This window comes from Bradyrhizobium sp. OAE829 (genome assembly GCF_040546575.1).
Lineage (GTDB): Bacteria > Pseudomonadota > Alphaproteobacteria > Rhizobiales > Xanthobacteraceae > Bradyrhizobium.
In genome coordinates, this window is the sequence record NZ_JBEPOE010000001.1 from 105,520 (window position 1) to 119,106 (window position 13,587).

The 13,587-nt window shown below is 62.9% G+C and carries 14 protein-coding genes and 1 pseudogene; 7 read left to right on the forward strand and 8 right to left on the reverse strand.

What is annotated here, in order from left to right:
* Window positions 1-11: 11 nt before the first annotated feature.
* From ntrX to hflX, 3 genes and pseudogenes are all read left to right on the forward strand, one after another.
* Window positions 12-1,382 (forward strand): nitrogen assimilation response regulator NtrX, encoded by a 1,371-nt coding sequence (ntrX, locus tag ABIE49_RS00475; RefSeq protein WP_192735945.1) that lies wholly within the window; start codon window positions 12-14, stop codon window positions 1,380-1,382.
* A 274-nt stretch (window positions 1,383-1,656) separates the two neighbouring features.
* On the forward strand, window positions 1,657-1,905 hold the full coding sequence (hfq, locus tag ABIE49_RS00480; protein ID WP_006020546.1) for an RNA chaperone Hfq: 249 nt from the start codon (window positions 1,657-1,659) through the stop codon (window positions 1,903-1,905).
* A gap of 11 nt (window positions 1,906-1,916) precedes the next feature.
* Window positions 1,917-3,294: pseudogene (hflX, locus tag ABIE49_RS00485) on the forward strand (GTPase HflX).
* Window positions 3,295-3,325: 31 nt separating this feature from the next.
* Here hflX and ABIE49_RS00490 read toward each other — a convergent pair.
* Window positions 3,326-3,802 carry a hypothetical protein gene (locus ABIE49_RS00490; RefSeq protein ID WP_192735947.1) on the reverse strand — a complete coding sequence of 159 codons (477 nt, stop codon included), beginning with the start codon at window positions 3,800-3,802 and terminating at the stop codon, window positions 3,326-3,328.
* A 52-nt stretch (window positions 3,803-3,854) separates the two neighbouring features.
* Entirely contained in the window at window positions 3,855-4,703 is an 849-nt protein-coding gene (gene mazG / locus ABIE49_RS00495; RefSeq protein WP_192735948.1) for a nucleoside triphosphate pyrophosphohydrolase, read from the reverse strand.
* Window positions 4,704-4,838: 135 nt separating this feature from the next.
* On the opposite strand from mazG, the gene queC reads away from it, so the two are divergent.
* Window positions 4,839-5,549, forward strand: a complete 711-nt coding sequence (gene queC, locus ABIE49_RS00500) for a 7-cyano-7-deazaguanine synthase QueC (RefSeq protein WP_192735949.1) — start codon at window positions 4,839-4,841, stop codon at window positions 5,547-5,549.
* Between the two features lie 80 nt (window positions 5,550-5,629).
* On the opposite strand, the gene ABIE49_RS00505 is transcribed toward queC, so the two are convergent.
* The 6 genes from ABIE49_RS00505 to nthA all read right to left on the reverse strand — a co-directional run bounded on the left by ABIE49_RS00505 (window position 5,630) and on the right by nthA (window position 10,426).
* Window positions 5,630-6,922, reverse strand: coding sequence for a TRAP transporter large permease (locus ABIE49_RS00505; protein ID WP_192735950.1), 1,293 nt, complete (start codon window positions 6,920-6,922; stop codon window positions 5,630-5,632).
* A 26-nt stretch (window positions 6,923-6,948) separates the two neighbouring features.
* Window positions 6,949-7,491: a TRAP transporter small permease gene (locus ABIE49_RS00510; RefSeq protein ID WP_192735951.1), complete on the reverse strand. Its 543-nt coding sequence runs from the start codon at window positions 7,489-7,491 to the stop codon at window positions 6,949-6,951.
* Between the two features lie 10 nt (window positions 7,492-7,501).
* Window positions 7,502-8,509, reverse strand: coding sequence for a TRAP transporter substrate-binding protein (locus tag ABIE49_RS00515; protein WP_192735952.1), 1,008 nt, complete (start codon window positions 8,507-8,509; stop codon window positions 7,502-7,504).
* Window positions 8,510-8,736: 227 nt separating this feature from the next.
* Window positions 8,737-9,120 (reverse strand): nitrile hydratase accessory protein, encoded by a 384-nt coding sequence (locus ABIE49_RS00520; protein WP_192735953.1) that lies wholly within the window; start codon window positions 9,118-9,120, stop codon window positions 8,737-8,739.
* Window positions 9,120-9,779 carry a nitrile hydratase subunit beta gene (nthB, locus tag ABIE49_RS00525; RefSeq protein ID WP_192735954.1) on the reverse strand — a complete coding sequence of 220 codons (660 nt, stop codon included), beginning with the start codon at window positions 9,777-9,779 and terminating at the stop codon, window positions 9,120-9,122. Before nthB ends, ABIE49_RS00520 begins: the two co-directional genes overlap by 1 nt.
* On the reverse strand, window positions 9,779-10,426 hold the full coding sequence (nthA, locus tag ABIE49_RS00530) for a nitrile hydratase subunit alpha (protein ID WP_192735955.1): 648 nt from the start codon (window positions 10,424-10,426) through the stop codon (window positions 9,779-9,781). The genes nthB and nthA overlap by 1 nt, the downstream gene beginning before the upstream one ends.
* 62 nt (window positions 10,427-10,488) lie before the next feature.
* Here nthA and ABIE49_RS00535 point away from each other — a divergent pair, with 62 nt between their 5' ends.
* The 3 genes from ABIE49_RS00535 (at window position 10,489) to ABIE49_RS00545 (ending at window position 13,567) form a co-directional block, all read left to right on the forward strand.
* Window positions 10,489-11,262, forward strand: coding sequence for a PA4824 family protein (locus ABIE49_RS00535; protein ID WP_192735956.1), 774 nt, complete (start codon window positions 10,489-10,491; stop codon window positions 11,260-11,262).
* 103 nt (window positions 11,263-11,365) lie between these two features.
* Window positions 11,366-12,172: an enoyl-CoA hydratase/isomerase family protein gene (locus tag ABIE49_RS00540; RefSeq protein WP_192735957.1), complete on the forward strand. Its 807-nt coding sequence runs from the start codon at window positions 11,366-11,368 to the stop codon at window positions 12,170-12,172.
* 375 nt (window positions 12,173-12,547) lie between these two features.
* Window positions 12,548-13,567: a TRAP transporter substrate-binding protein gene (locus ABIE49_RS00545; protein WP_192735958.1), complete on the forward strand. Its 1,020-nt coding sequence runs from the start codon at window positions 12,548-12,550 to the stop codon at window positions 13,565-13,567.
* Window positions 13,568-13,587: the final 20 nt, after the last annotated feature.

The following is a 13,587-nucleotide window of genomic DNA, read 5'->3' on the forward strand; positions in this document are numbered from 1 at the left end:
AGGTGTAACCCATGGCCAGTGACATTCTGATTGTCGACGACGAAGCAGATATCCGGGACCTTGTTGCGGGCATTCTGGACGATGAGGGTTTCAGCACCCGGACCGCGCGCGACAGCGATTCGGCGCTTGCCGAGATCGCCAACCGCCGCCCCCATCTGGTGTTTCTCGACATCTGGCTGCAGGGCTCCAAGCTCGACGGCCTGCAATTGCTCGAGCAAATCAAGAAGGATCACGCCGAGGTGCCCGTGGTGATGATCTCCGGCCACGGCAACATCGAAACGGCCGTCGCCGCCATCAAGCGCGGCGCCTATGACTTCATCGAAAAGCCCTTCAAATCGGACCGCCTGATCCTGGTGGCGACGCGGGCGCTCGAAACCTCGCGCCTCAAGCGCGAGGTAAAAGAACTCAAGCAATTGGCTCCGGCTGCTAGCGTTCTGACCGGGCGCTCGGCCTGCATGAACCAGCTGCGCCAGACCATCGACCGGGCCGCCAAGGCCAACAGCCGCATCCTGATCGTCGGCCCTCCCGGTTCAGGCAAGGAGCTGGCAGCGCGGACGCTGCATCATGCCTCGAGCCGCGCCGAAGGGCCTTTCGTCGTCATCAACGCAGCGGCCATCACGCCGGAGCGGATGGAAGTCGAAATGTTCGGGGTCGAGCAGACCAATGGCGAACAGGCGCGCAAGGCCGGCGCGCTCGAAGAGGCCCATGGCGGCACGCTGTTCATCGACGAAATCGCCGACATGCCGCGCGAAACCCAGAACAAGATCCTGCGCGTGCTGGTCGATCAGACCTTCCAGCGTTCGGGCGGCACCGCCAAGGTACATGTCGACGTCCGCATCATCTCCTCGACCGCGCGCAACCTGGAAGAGGAGATCTCCGAAGGACGATTCCGCGAGGACCTTTATCACCGGCTGTCGGTGGTGCCGATCCGGGTGCCGCCGCTGTCGGAACGCCGCGAAGACATTCCCGAACTGATCGACTACTTCATGGATCAGATTTCGATCGCGACCGGCCTGCCGAAACGACAAATCGGCCAAGATGCGATGGCGGTGCTGCAATCGCATGTCTGGCCCGGCAACGTCCGCCAGCTCCGCAACAACGTCGAGCGCGTGATGATTCTGGCCGGCGGCGGTCCGGAAGCGATCGTCACCGCCGACATGCTGCCGCAGGACGTCGGCTCAATGGTGCCGGCCATGCCGACCAGCAACAATGGCGAGCACATCATGGGCTTGCCATTGCGCGAAGCGCGCGAGGTGTTCGAGCGCGACTATCTGATCGCCCAGATCAGCCGGTTCTCGGGCAACATCTCTCGCACAGCGGAATTCGTCGGCATGGAGCGCTCGGCCCTGCATCGCAAGCTCAAAGCGCTCGGGGTAGGCTGAGATTTACGCGAATTGGTATCCGGCAAGCAGCTGCGTCGATCCATGCAGTTGCTTGAGAATATTCATCTCTTTCCGGAGTTTTACGGAGAATGGTCACTGGGTTCCGCGGGGGTGACGCGCGAACTGGCTTGCCTAAAAAGCGCGCCTGCCTTCTAATCATTCCGCCGAGCCGACCGGAGGGGGATCTCAGGGGAAGCCGGCGACCGGGGCAGGCTCCGTTAGAGAGCAACAACCGGTTAAATAAAAAGAAGCACAAGACGGCGGGACAAAAACAATGGCGGCAGACCGCGCACAAAACCTACAAGACACCTTCCTAAATCACGTTCGCAAAACCAAAACGCCACTAACGATCTTTCTGGTCAACGGAGTAAAGCTGCAGGGGATTGTCACCTGGTTCGACAATTTCTGCCTGCTGCTTCGGCGCGACGGGCACTCGCAGCTTGTATACAAGCACGCGATCTCGACCATCATGCCGGGTGCTCCGATCCAGTTGTTCGAAGGCGGTGAGGATGCTCCGGCTTGAGAGTGACCTGATTGGAACCCCTCAATCGTGAAGGGGACGCCGACCGTCCGCGGTCGGCGGGGGGCAGACAGACCGGGGCGGGTGATCGTCATCGGTCCTTATTTGCGTATGCGCCGCGGCGATGCCGATGCGCAGGCGAACGAGGCCGTGCGCGATTCCGAGGCGCGGCTGGAGGAGGCCGCAGGTCTGGCGCGCGCCATCGACCTGACGGTCGCCGATTCCCTGATCGCTCCGATCAGCCAGATCAGGCCCGCGACCTATCTCGGCAAGGGCAAGGTCGAGGAGATCCTCGGCCTCATCAAAGGCCATGACATCGAACTCGTGGTGATGGACTGCGCGTTGTCGCCGATCCAGCAACGCAATCTCGAGAAGGCCTGGGACACCAAGGTGCTCGACCGTACCGGACTGATCCTGGAAATCTTCGGCCGTCGCGCCAAGACCAAGGAAGGTTCGCTGCAGGTCGAGCTTGCGCATCTGAATTATCAGCGCAGCCGGCTGGTGCGATCATGGACCCATCTGGAGCGCCAGCGCGGCGGTTTCGGCTTCATGGGCGGCCCCGGCGAGACCCAGATCGAGGCCGACCGCCGCCTGATCGGCGACCGCATCACGCGCCTTGAGAACGAAATCAAGAAGGTGCAGGCAACGCGACGGCTGCATCGCGCCGGCCGGCAGCGGGTGCCGTATCGTGTGGTCGCGCTGGTCGGCTACACCAACGCCGGCAAGTCTACGCTGTTCAACCGCCTGACCCGCGCCGACGTCCAGGCCGCCGACATGCTCTTTGCGACATTGGATCCTACATTGCGCGCGCTGACCCTGCCGCATGGCGGCAAGGCGATGCTGTCGGACACGGTCGGATTCATCTCCAACCTGCCGACGCAACTGGTGGCCGCGTTTCGCGCCACGCTGGAAGAGGTGCTGGAAGCGGACATCATCCTGCACGTCCGCGACATCTCGCACGAGGACGCGGAGGCTCAGGAGCGCGACGTCGACGCCGTGCTGCGCCAGCTCGGGATCGACCCGGACGCAGGCGCGCGTATCCTCGAAGTCTGGAACAAGATCGATCGCTTCGATCCCGAGGAGCGCGACAACCTGCGCAACATCGCCGCGCGCCGGCCAGAAGAGCGGCCGTGCTTTCTGGTATCCGCCGAAACCGGCGAAGGGATCGAGACGCTGCTGACCGCGATCGAGGATCGGCTCGCAGCCTTCCGGATGACGCTCGATCTATCGATCGACGCCTCCGATGGCGCCGGCATCAGCTGGCTGCATCGTAACGCCGAAGTGCTCACCAAGGAGCTTCACGGCGAGCGGTTCGACATGACGGTGCGGGTCGACGAGACCAAACACGACATCGTGGTGTCGCGGTTCGGAGCCGTGCCCCACGCGGCCTAGCTTGGTTGGGTGGGAAGCTGTCTATTCTCGATTAGGCCGCGAGGGTCACAAGCGACAGGGCGAACGCTGCCAAGCAGATCAGCACACGCGCCCGATGCCAGCCGGCCCAGCGCGCCAGCACGGCCGGCAAATCCTCAGGCGACACCGCGTGCCGTGCAAAGGCATCGTTCGCCGACCTGAAATAGACCAAATAGATCGCGACCAGACACCACGCCAGAACGGCTGCGGTGATCGCCGCGGTGGTGCGCGGCCCAAGCCCCTCAGATTGCAACACGATCTGTATCGCAGCCAGCACAGCGGCCATTGGCGCAGCCGTTGTCAGCGGCGCAAAGAAGCGGTACAGGCGCGGCCCATAGCTTGGGTGCAGCGCGTAGAACGTGTCCGCCGACAGCGTGCGCCAGTAAGGCAGCAGCAGCCGGTCTTCGGCCAGCAACGCACCAGCGAGAAGGCCAAGGCTGGCGGCCGCCACGAAAGGAAGCAATTGGCTCACCAATCCGGTCAAAGGCATGGCCCCTCAATTGAGACAATATCGGGGACGGTATCGGCCAGCTGATGCAGGTTCAAGCCTTCGCTACCGTTGTCGGCTCCGCCGGCCGCTCCTCTCCCTTGGCCTCATTCCACAGCGCATCCATCTCGGTAAGTGACGCGCCCTCGAGTGTGCGGCCTTTGGCTGCCAGGGCGCGTTCGATGTAGGCAAAGCGGCGCTCGAATTTCGCGTTGGTGCCGCGCAGCGCAGTTTCGGGATCGGCGCCGACATGCCGCGCCAGATTGACCAGGGCGAACAGGAGATCGCCGGTCTCGCTTGCGAGTTCTTCCGTATCGCCCTTGCCGAGCGCCGCCTCGATCTCGTCGGCCTCCTCGCGGATCTTGTGCAGCACGGCCCGGGGATCGTTCCAGTCGAAGCCGACGGTCGAGGCCTTGCGCTGCAATTCCATCGCGCGCGTCAGCGCAGGCTGGCCCGCCTTGACGCTCGAGAGAAGCGATTTGGGTCCGCCCGACTCCGGCGGCCGGCGCGCGGCACGTTCGGCCTTCTCCTCAGCCTTGATGCGCTCCCAGGCGCTCTTGACGCCGGCCGGCTGGATGTTGCCGTCCTTGTCGGCGAAGACGTGCGGGTGCCGTCTGATCATCTTTCTTGTGACCGCCTCGACTACGTCGCCGAAAGCAAAGGCGTTCTGTTCCTCGGCCATACGCGCATGATAGACGACCTGCAGCAGGAGATCGCCGAGTTCCTCACGGAGATCGTCGAGATCGCCACGGGTGATGGCGTCGACGACCTCATAAGCTTCCTCGACGGTGTAGGGCGCGATCGTCGCAAAATTCTGTTCGAGATCCCATGGGCAACCGGTGACCGGCGTACGCAGCGCCGCCATGATTTCGAGCAGCCGGGAAATATCGCGGGAAGGGGTCATGGGTTTACCGACGCCGGGGAGAGGACAGACCTTGGCTTTATGCCGCAAGCGGCGGACCGATCCCAGCGGAACGCGCCGAAACCGGATTGATTTCCACCGATTGGCCTGCGCGCCCGGGAATGGTATTGGGGCTCCATGAGCGATCCGTTCCAATCCGAAACCGCGCTGGTGCTGTTTTCCGGCGGACAGGATTCCACCACCTGCCTGGCCTGGGCCCTGCAACGCTTCGCGCGCGTCGAAATGCTGGGATTCAGCTACGGCCAGCGCCACGCAATCGAGCTTGGGTGCCGGGATCGTCTGCTGTCGGGCATCAAATCATTGCGGCCGGATTGGGCCGCGAGGCTCGGGGAGAGCCATACGCTGGAGATTCCGACGCTGGCGGAGATTTCCGACACCGCACTGACGCGCGATGTCGCGATCGCAATGGGTGAGGACGGGCTGCCCAACACCTTCGTGCCCGGCCGCAATCTGGTGTTTTTGACGTTTGCCGCGGCGCTGGCGTACCGGCGCGGCATCCGCCACATCATCGGCGGCATGTGCGAGACGGATTATTCCGGCTATCCGGATTGCCGTGACGAGACCATCAAGGCGCTGCAGTCCGCGCTCAATCTCGGCATGGCCAAACAATTCGAACTGCACACACCGCTGATGTGGCTGGACAAGGCCTCGACCTGGAAGCTTGCACATGACCTCGGCGGGGCAGGGCTGGTCGACCTGATCCGCGAACATTCCCACACCTGTTATCTCGGCGAGCGGGGCGACCAGCACGATTGGGGCTATGGCTGCGGCGAATGCCCGGCCTGCGCGTTACGCGCCAAGGGCTGGCGCGAATATGCGAAAGCGTAGTTATTTGCCTTGACGCGTTTTGCTAACGCGAACCCGGTGTCCACCCCGGATCAAGTCCGGGGCAGGCTTTCGCTCGATAGCTAGTGAAATCCGAACGAGTGCGGCAACCACAGCGAGATCGCGGGGATATAGGTCACGAGCATCAGCACCGCGAACATCACGTAGTAGAACGGCCAGATCTCGCGCATGATGTCGTCGACCGAAACCTTGCCGATCGCGCAACCGACGAACAGCGTTGTGCCCACCGGCGGCGTCAACAGCCCGATGCCCAGGTTGAGCAGCATGACGATGCCGAAATGGACGGGATCGATGCCGAAGCTCTTGACCACCGGCAGCAGGATCGGCGTGCAGATCAGCAACAGCGGCGCGAGATCGAGCGCGGTGCCCAGCACCAGCAGCATGATGTTGAGCCACATCAGCAGCACGTATTTGTTGGCTGAAATCGCGACGAAGAATTCCGTCATCTTCGCGGGCATTTGCATGATGGCTGCGATGTAGCCGAAGCAGGATGCGGTAGCGACCAGCGTCAGCACCATCGCCACGGTCTGCAGCGTCCGGTAGGCCAGCTGCGGCAGTTCCGACCATTTGTAGTCGCGGTAGATGAACATGGTGACGAAGAACGCCCAGACGCAGGCCACGGCGCCGGCCTCGATCGGCGTGAAAACGCCCGTGAGGATGCCGCCGAGCACGATCACAAGCGTCACGATGCCCCAGAGCGCTTCGACCAGCATTTTGGCGGCCTGCCGGATCGGCACTGGCTCGCCCTTCGGATGCTTGTCGCGATAGGCGTAGAACAAGCACAACAGCATCAGCGAAAAGCCCAGCAGCAAGCCGGGCAGGATTCCCGCCAGGAACAGGCTCGTGATCGAGACGACCCCGCCGGTCGCCAGTGAATAGATCACGGCGTTGTGGCTCGGCGGAACGACGATGGCCTGCAGCGAGGCGCTGATGGTGACGTTGGTCGCGAAGACGCGCGGGTAGCCCTTTTTGGCCATCTGCGGGATCATGACCGAGCCGATCGCGGAGGTATCAGCGACGGAAGAACCGGAGATGCCGCTCATGATCGTCGTTGCAAGGATATTGACTTGCGAGAGGCCGCCGCGAATGCGCGTGAAGCCGACGATGACGGCTGCAAAATCCACCAACCGTCGCGCCATGCCGCCCTCGGCCATGATCGCGCCGGCCAGGACAAAAAACGGAATGGTCAGCATCGACACCTTGCCGACACCGCTAGACAGTTGCTGCATGATCGCGGCGACCGGAAGGTCGATCCACAGCGCGCCGACCAACGCGGACAGCGCCATGGCATAGGCGATCGGCATGCCGATGGCGAAGAACACACACATGCTGAGAAGGAGAACTGCGATATCCATCGGACGTCCGTGCTGGAAGAGAAACGTTATTCGATAGGGACGTGGGGATCGCCGCCGCTTGACGGCGGAGGCCCTATGGTCAGCCGTTCGATCACGAACAGCAGCATCATCGCGCCACTGATCGGGATCGGCAGGTAAGTGATGCCGACGGAAAGCCAGGGAAACTCATCGACTGAATTTCCCCAAGTCGCCAGAGCGAGTTTCATGCCCCACACCATCATGAAAACCGCCACGGCCCCCATCAGCAGTTCGCTGATCACGGCGGCTGCCCCGCGCAGGCGAGGGGGCAGGAGATCGGTGCCCACGGTCATGTTCATGTGGATGCGCTGGCGATAGCAATTCGCGGCGCCGATGAAGGTGATGCCGACCGTCAGCAGGACGGCCAGCGGCTCAGGCCAGGACGAGGCGCTGTTCAGGACGTAGCGGGTGTAAACCGCCCATGGAATGATCGCGGAGACCAGGACGAGCGCCACGCACGCAACCACGGCGCCGGTCCAGTAGACCGCATTCATGGCGCTGCGGAACAGCCCGGCTCCGGGATCGCCGGCCACGCCGGACTGCGTACTCATCCGCCAGGCCCTACTTCACGGCGTCGATGCGCTTGACCATCTCGGCATATTTGGCGCCGTACTTGTCCCACACCGGCTTGACCGCGTCGCGCCACGGCTTCTTGTCGACGTCCATGATCATCTCGGTGCCGGCGGCCTTCATCTTGTCGATCGCGACTTTCTCCGCCTCGTGCCACAGCACGCGCTGTTCGGCCTGGCATTCCTTCGACAGTTTCTTGATCAGCGCCTGATCAGCCGGCGTCAGTTTCTGCCACGAGATCTTCGAGAACACGAGCAGTTCGGGAATGATCAGGTGCTCGGTCATGGTGAAGTATTTTGCCACCTGATTGTGGTTCTGGGCGATGAAGGAGGGCGGGTTGTTCTCCGCGCCGTCGATCACCCCGGTCTGCATCGAGCTGAAGACCTGGTCGAAGCCCAGGGCGACGCCGTTGCCGCCAAGCGCGTTCATCGTATCGACGAACAGCGGGTTGCCCATCATGCGGACCTTGAGGCCCTTCAAATCCGCCATCGTCTTGATCGGCCGTTTGCTGTTGTAGATGTTGCGCGAGCCCGCATTCATCCAGCACAGTGCGATCAGGTTGGTCTTCTCGTTCGCCGAAATCTTCGCCAGCAGCTCGTCGCCGATCTCGCCATCGATCACCGCTTCCATGTGCTTGGAATCGCGGAACACGAACGGCATGTTGAAGACGTTGACGTCGTCCACGACCGGGCCGACCGCGCCGACGGAAATCCGGGCCATCTGCAGCGCGCCGAGCTGAGCCTGCTCGATCATCTCCTTTTCGCCGCCCAGCTGCATCGACGGGAACATCTGAATGGTGAGGCGGCCGTCGGTGGCGGTTTCCAGCTTCTTGCCCATGCGCACCACGGCCTCGACCGTCGGATAGCCGAGCGGATGAACATCTGATGCCCTGATGACCATCTTGGTCTGGGCGAACGCGCCTCCCGCACCGCCGATGCCGCCCGTCGCAGCCAACGCAACCGTCGCGGCGCCAGCTCCGAGAAAATCTCTTCGCTTCATGATCGTCCTCCCTCGATGTTTTATTTGTGCCGGCATCGTTGGCCGACAGCCTTATTTTCGTGAACAGACTATGCAGTCCGGATTGGCGAAGTAAACAGGGACCGATGCCACGGCAGATTAATTATTGGATCGAATGATCCATTGATTGGATGGTTCAGGCACCGTCGGCCAATCGCGGGCGATCGACACGTTGGAAATAACGGGCCTCGAAGGGCGCACAGGTGAGGCTAGCCGAAATCACCCGGCTTCAGCTCGATCGGCGCACCGTGCGGGGTGCGGTCGGCAGCGTGATCCCAGGCATCGCGATAGCGGTGCAGGACATCCGACGTCGTGACGCCTTTGGCGGCGACGAGCGTCTCCAGCGTCGCCAGCCAGTGCTGGTAATAGGTCTCGCCGGTGTCGGGATCGCCGGCGGCCTGGGCGCGCTTGATCTCTGCGCCCAGCGTCTCCGCCCACTCCCTCCACGTGAAAACCCCGGCCTCGTGCAGTGCCAGCGCCATCGCAAAGGCGCGGGCTTCCCAGGGCTCCCGGAACACCGGGCCATCCTCGTCGCGGGGCACGCCGGGGACTGCAACCGCCGCCCGCATCGCCTGTTGCGGGGTCAAGTTCATCACACGCGCTCCAGATAGGATTCCCAGGCGTCGACCGAAATGCTGAGCGTCGGATCGGTGTCCTTGCCCCACAATTCAGGTCCGTCGAACCGCACCGTGTAGAGCCATTGCGGGTTCTCGCCGACGCCGAGCGAATTGAGGTCGGCGAACACATGGCACCCGTGATTGAGCTCGATCGTGCCGAGATGCCCGCGGACATATTGCGGCAACCGCGTGTGCGTCTGCGGATGGATCTCTTTCATCCGCACCGTTTCGCCGACCGCGAACAGCGCAGGCGAAGTTGCCGTGCGTTCGGTCGAGGCGCCGCGCCGGATCGTCGGCACGACATCCTGCGGGGGCAGGGTCTTTACGTCGGGCTTGGGTGGCGAGAGCACCTTGCCGGCCTCGATTTCCTCTGATGTCACCAGTCCGCGTTCGATCATCAGCGTTTCCAGGCCGGCGAGCCAGATCTGGAAATAGCTCTTGCTGAGGTAATCCTCGGGCGGGCGGTTTTCGCGCGCAAAGCGCGACATGTCGATGTTCCAGCCGCCCGGGCGCGACATCGCGACCGTCAACGCAAAGGCGCGGCGCTCCCATTCGCCATGAAACACCGGCTCGTTCGGTTCGGGTACGACGGGGCCAAAGCCTTTGGCGCCGCCCATGTCGTGGGCGCCGTCCATCAGGCGGCCTCGCCAGGCTGTTTCGGCAGTCCGGTGCCGATCATGCTGTCGCGGGTGACGAGTTCGGCCAGCTGCTCGGCGCTCCAGCCTTCGGTGCCTTGGGGCCGCATCGGCAGCACGAGGTAGCGGATTTCGGCGGTGGAATCCCAGACGCGGATCTTTGTCGTCTCGGGCAGGGCGACGCCAAAATCCTGCAACACGCCGCGCGGATCGGAGACCGCGCGGGAACGATAGGGCGCGGATTTGTACCACACCGGCGGCAGCCCGAGCACCGGATGCGGATAGCAGGAGCAGAGCGTGCAGACGACCATGTTGTGCTGTTCGGGTGTGTTCTCGACCACCACCATGTGCTCGCCTTGCCGCCCGCTATAGTCGAGCTCGGCGATTGCCGCTGTCGCATCCTTCATCAGCCGCGCGTGATAGGCCGGATCGCTCCAGGCTTTGGCGACGACGCGGATGCCGTTGCGCGGCCCGATCTTCTTTTCATACAGGTCGATCAAAAGATCGAGCGAGGCCGGATCGACATAGCCCTTTTCGGTCAGGATCGATTCAAGCGCGCGCACCCGCAGCTCGGTTTCCGACAATTCCGAATGGTCGTGATCGTGGTGGTGATGATGGTCGTGGTGATCGTGGTCATGGCCTGTCATGCGGCCAAGATAGTCGCAAAATCCGGGCTATGTCGAGGCGAAGACTCTGCTAGCATTTGGCCATGGGGATTGGGGCAGGGCGCATCGCAATCGTCGCGGCAGCGGCCATTTCGGCCTGGCTTCCGATTTGGTTTCCGGCTGGCGATGCGCGCGCCGCCAACGGCGCCTACGCGGTCGACGCCGCCGACATCGCCGAGGTCGGCTCCTGCAAGGTCGAGAGCTGGCTGCAGGCTGCGACCAACACGGATTTTACGGCCGTGGCCAATCCATCCTGCGCGGTCAATGTTTTCAGGCCGGTGGAGTTGAGCATGCAGACCGTCCGGTCGCGCAGCGACGGCGACTGGAGCACCAGCCTTGCTCCCAAGGCCAAGTGGAACTTCATTCCGACCGGGGTGGGACGGTTCGGCCTGTCGTTTTATGCAGGCGGATCGTTCGACGCGTTGACCGGAGATAACCTCACCGCGTTCGCGGTCGTGCCGGTGACCTACAGGCTGTCCGAGACGATGCGGATCAATCTCAACGGCGGCTGGATGTGGGACCGCATGGCCGACCGGCATTACCTGGTCTACGGCGCCGGCTTTGACTGGAAGCTCTCGGACACGTTGCAGTGGACCATCGAAGCGTTTGGCCAGGCCGGCCAGTCGGACGAGCCGAGCGCGGTCCGGCCGCGATTCCAGACCGGCATTCGCTACCGGCCCAACGACATATTCTCGGTCGACCTGATCTACGGCCACAATATATCGGGCGAAAACGCCAACTGGATCACGCTTGGCACCACGATTCGCTTTCCGGTCCCGGGAGGCAAACCCGACCACCAGCGTACGGGCCATTTGTGAGCCTCCACACGGCCGGTTGCACCGCCGGCATGCAAACAGCGCGCGGGCCGACCGCAGGCTTCTGCGCTAAGGTTCTCAAAAATAACGGGCAGGGAGACGCCGCTTGACCGGGTTTGTCACCATTGAAAGAGGCCTTGGGCCCGATGGCCGTATCGCCGTCGTACGTTTCGACCGGGGCGACGGCATCAACGCGATGTCGCCGGAGGCGATGCGCCAGCTTACCGATGCCGCCCGCAGCTTTGAGGATGACGGCGCGACCTCGGTCGTGGTGCTGACCGGCGCCGCCAAGGCGTTCACGGCCGGATTCGATCTCAAGGATCCCGAGGGCCGGGCGCGGAAAACCATGGACCTCGGCACCCTGCGCCGCCACCTGAAGCTCGGGCCGCGCCTGACGCGGGCCTGGCAGGACATGGAACAGATCACGATCGGCGCCATCGAAGGCTTCTGCGTCGGCGGCGGCGTCGCGCTGGCGGTGGCGCTGGATTTCCGGGTCATGGCCCGCGACGCCCATATGCGCGTGCCCGAGATTGGTCTCGGCATGAACATGAGCTGGCAGAGCGTGCCGCGGATGCTGCACCTGATCGGACCGGCCCGGACCAAGCAGGCCGTGATCCTGGCCGACCACCGCATCACGGCAGCCGAGGCCTATGAATGGCGGCTGGTCGAGGAGGTCGCCGAACCCGGCCAGGCGTTCGACGCCGCCATGGCGCTCGCCACCAAGGTCGCGGCCCAGCCGCCGCTGTCGGTCGCCATGACCAAGCTGACCGTCAACCGGCTCACGCATGCGCTCGACGATCTCACCAGCCATATGGACGTCGACCAGTTCGCGCTGGCGAGCCTGAGCGAGGATCACAAGGAAGGTGTCGCGGCGTTCCTGGAGCGGCGCAAGCCGACGTTCAGGGGGCGGTAGCCTATGCCGAGAGGCCAGGCGCAAAATCACGAAAACAACCCCATGCAAAGAAAGGCCGGTTCGGCAGCCGTATAGCCGTAATTCGCATAAGGTATATTATGGAATATTTATATCTACAATTAGATCAGATATTTAGCGAGAACTCCTTCCAAGCCAGGTCAGATTGGCCCGGTTTCTTCGATCCAGAACGCGGCCCCAGACAGCTCGCAAAAACAAACGCATGACTGCTCGCGGCTGCGTCCCGAAAACCGATATTGCCGCGGCCCGCGGACGCTGCAATAAGCCGCCCCGGCGATATCGCTCGCAATGCCCACGCAGCAGCCGGTCCGCACGGATTGGGTCTCAAGAACAACAACCCTCAAGGGAGAAAACCAGATGAGCTTTTCACGACGCACGCTTCTCAAGGCATCCGCGGTATCAGCGGTTTTCGGTGGCATCGGCGCCCCGTTTGTGGCGCGTGCCCAGACCGCCGAATTCACCTACAAATACGCCAACAATCTCCCGGACGGCCATCCGTTGAACACCCGCGCCAAGGAGATGGCGGCGGCGATCAAGGCCGAGACCAATGGCCGGTTCGACCTGCAGATTTTCCCGAACAACCAGCTCGGTTCCGACACCGACATGCTCAGCCAGATCAGATCCGGCGGCGTCGAATTCTTCACGCTGTCAGGCCTGATCCTGGCGACGCTGGTGCCGGCGGCGTCCATCAGCGGCATTGGCTTCGCTTTCCCGGATTACGACACGGTCTGGAAGGCCATGGATGGCGGGCTGGGCGCTCACGTCCGCGGCGAGATCACCAAGGCCAACCTCGTGGTCATGGACAAGATCTGGGACAACGGGTTCCGACAGACCACGTCCTCGACCAAGCCGATCAACGGGCCTGAGGACCTCAAGGGCTTCAAGATCCGGGTGCCGGTTTCGCCGCTCTGGACCTCGATGTTCAAGGCGTTCGATGCAGCGCCCGCCTCGATCAATTTCAGCGAAGTCTATTCCGCGCTGCAGACCAAGATCGTCGAGGGCCAGGAAAATCCGCTGGCGATCATCTCGACCGCCAAACTCTACGAAGTTCAGAAATTCTGTTCGCTGACCAACCACATGTGGGACGGCTTCTGGTTCCTGGCCAACCGCCGCGCGTGGGAAAAACTCCCGGAGGATGTCCGGACCATCGTTGCCAAAAACATCAATGCGGCGGGCGTCAAGGAACGCGAAGACGTCGCCAAGCTCAATGCCGGCCTGCAGCAGGAATTGGCCGGCAAAGGCCTTGCGTTCAACCAGCCCAACGTGACCCCGTTCCGCGACAAACTTCGCACGGCCGGCTTCTATGCGGAGTGGAAGGGCAAATACGGCGAACAGGCCTGGGAGCTGCTGGAAAAGTCCGTCGGCAAGCTGTCGTAGCCGGATAGGGGCCTCAGACC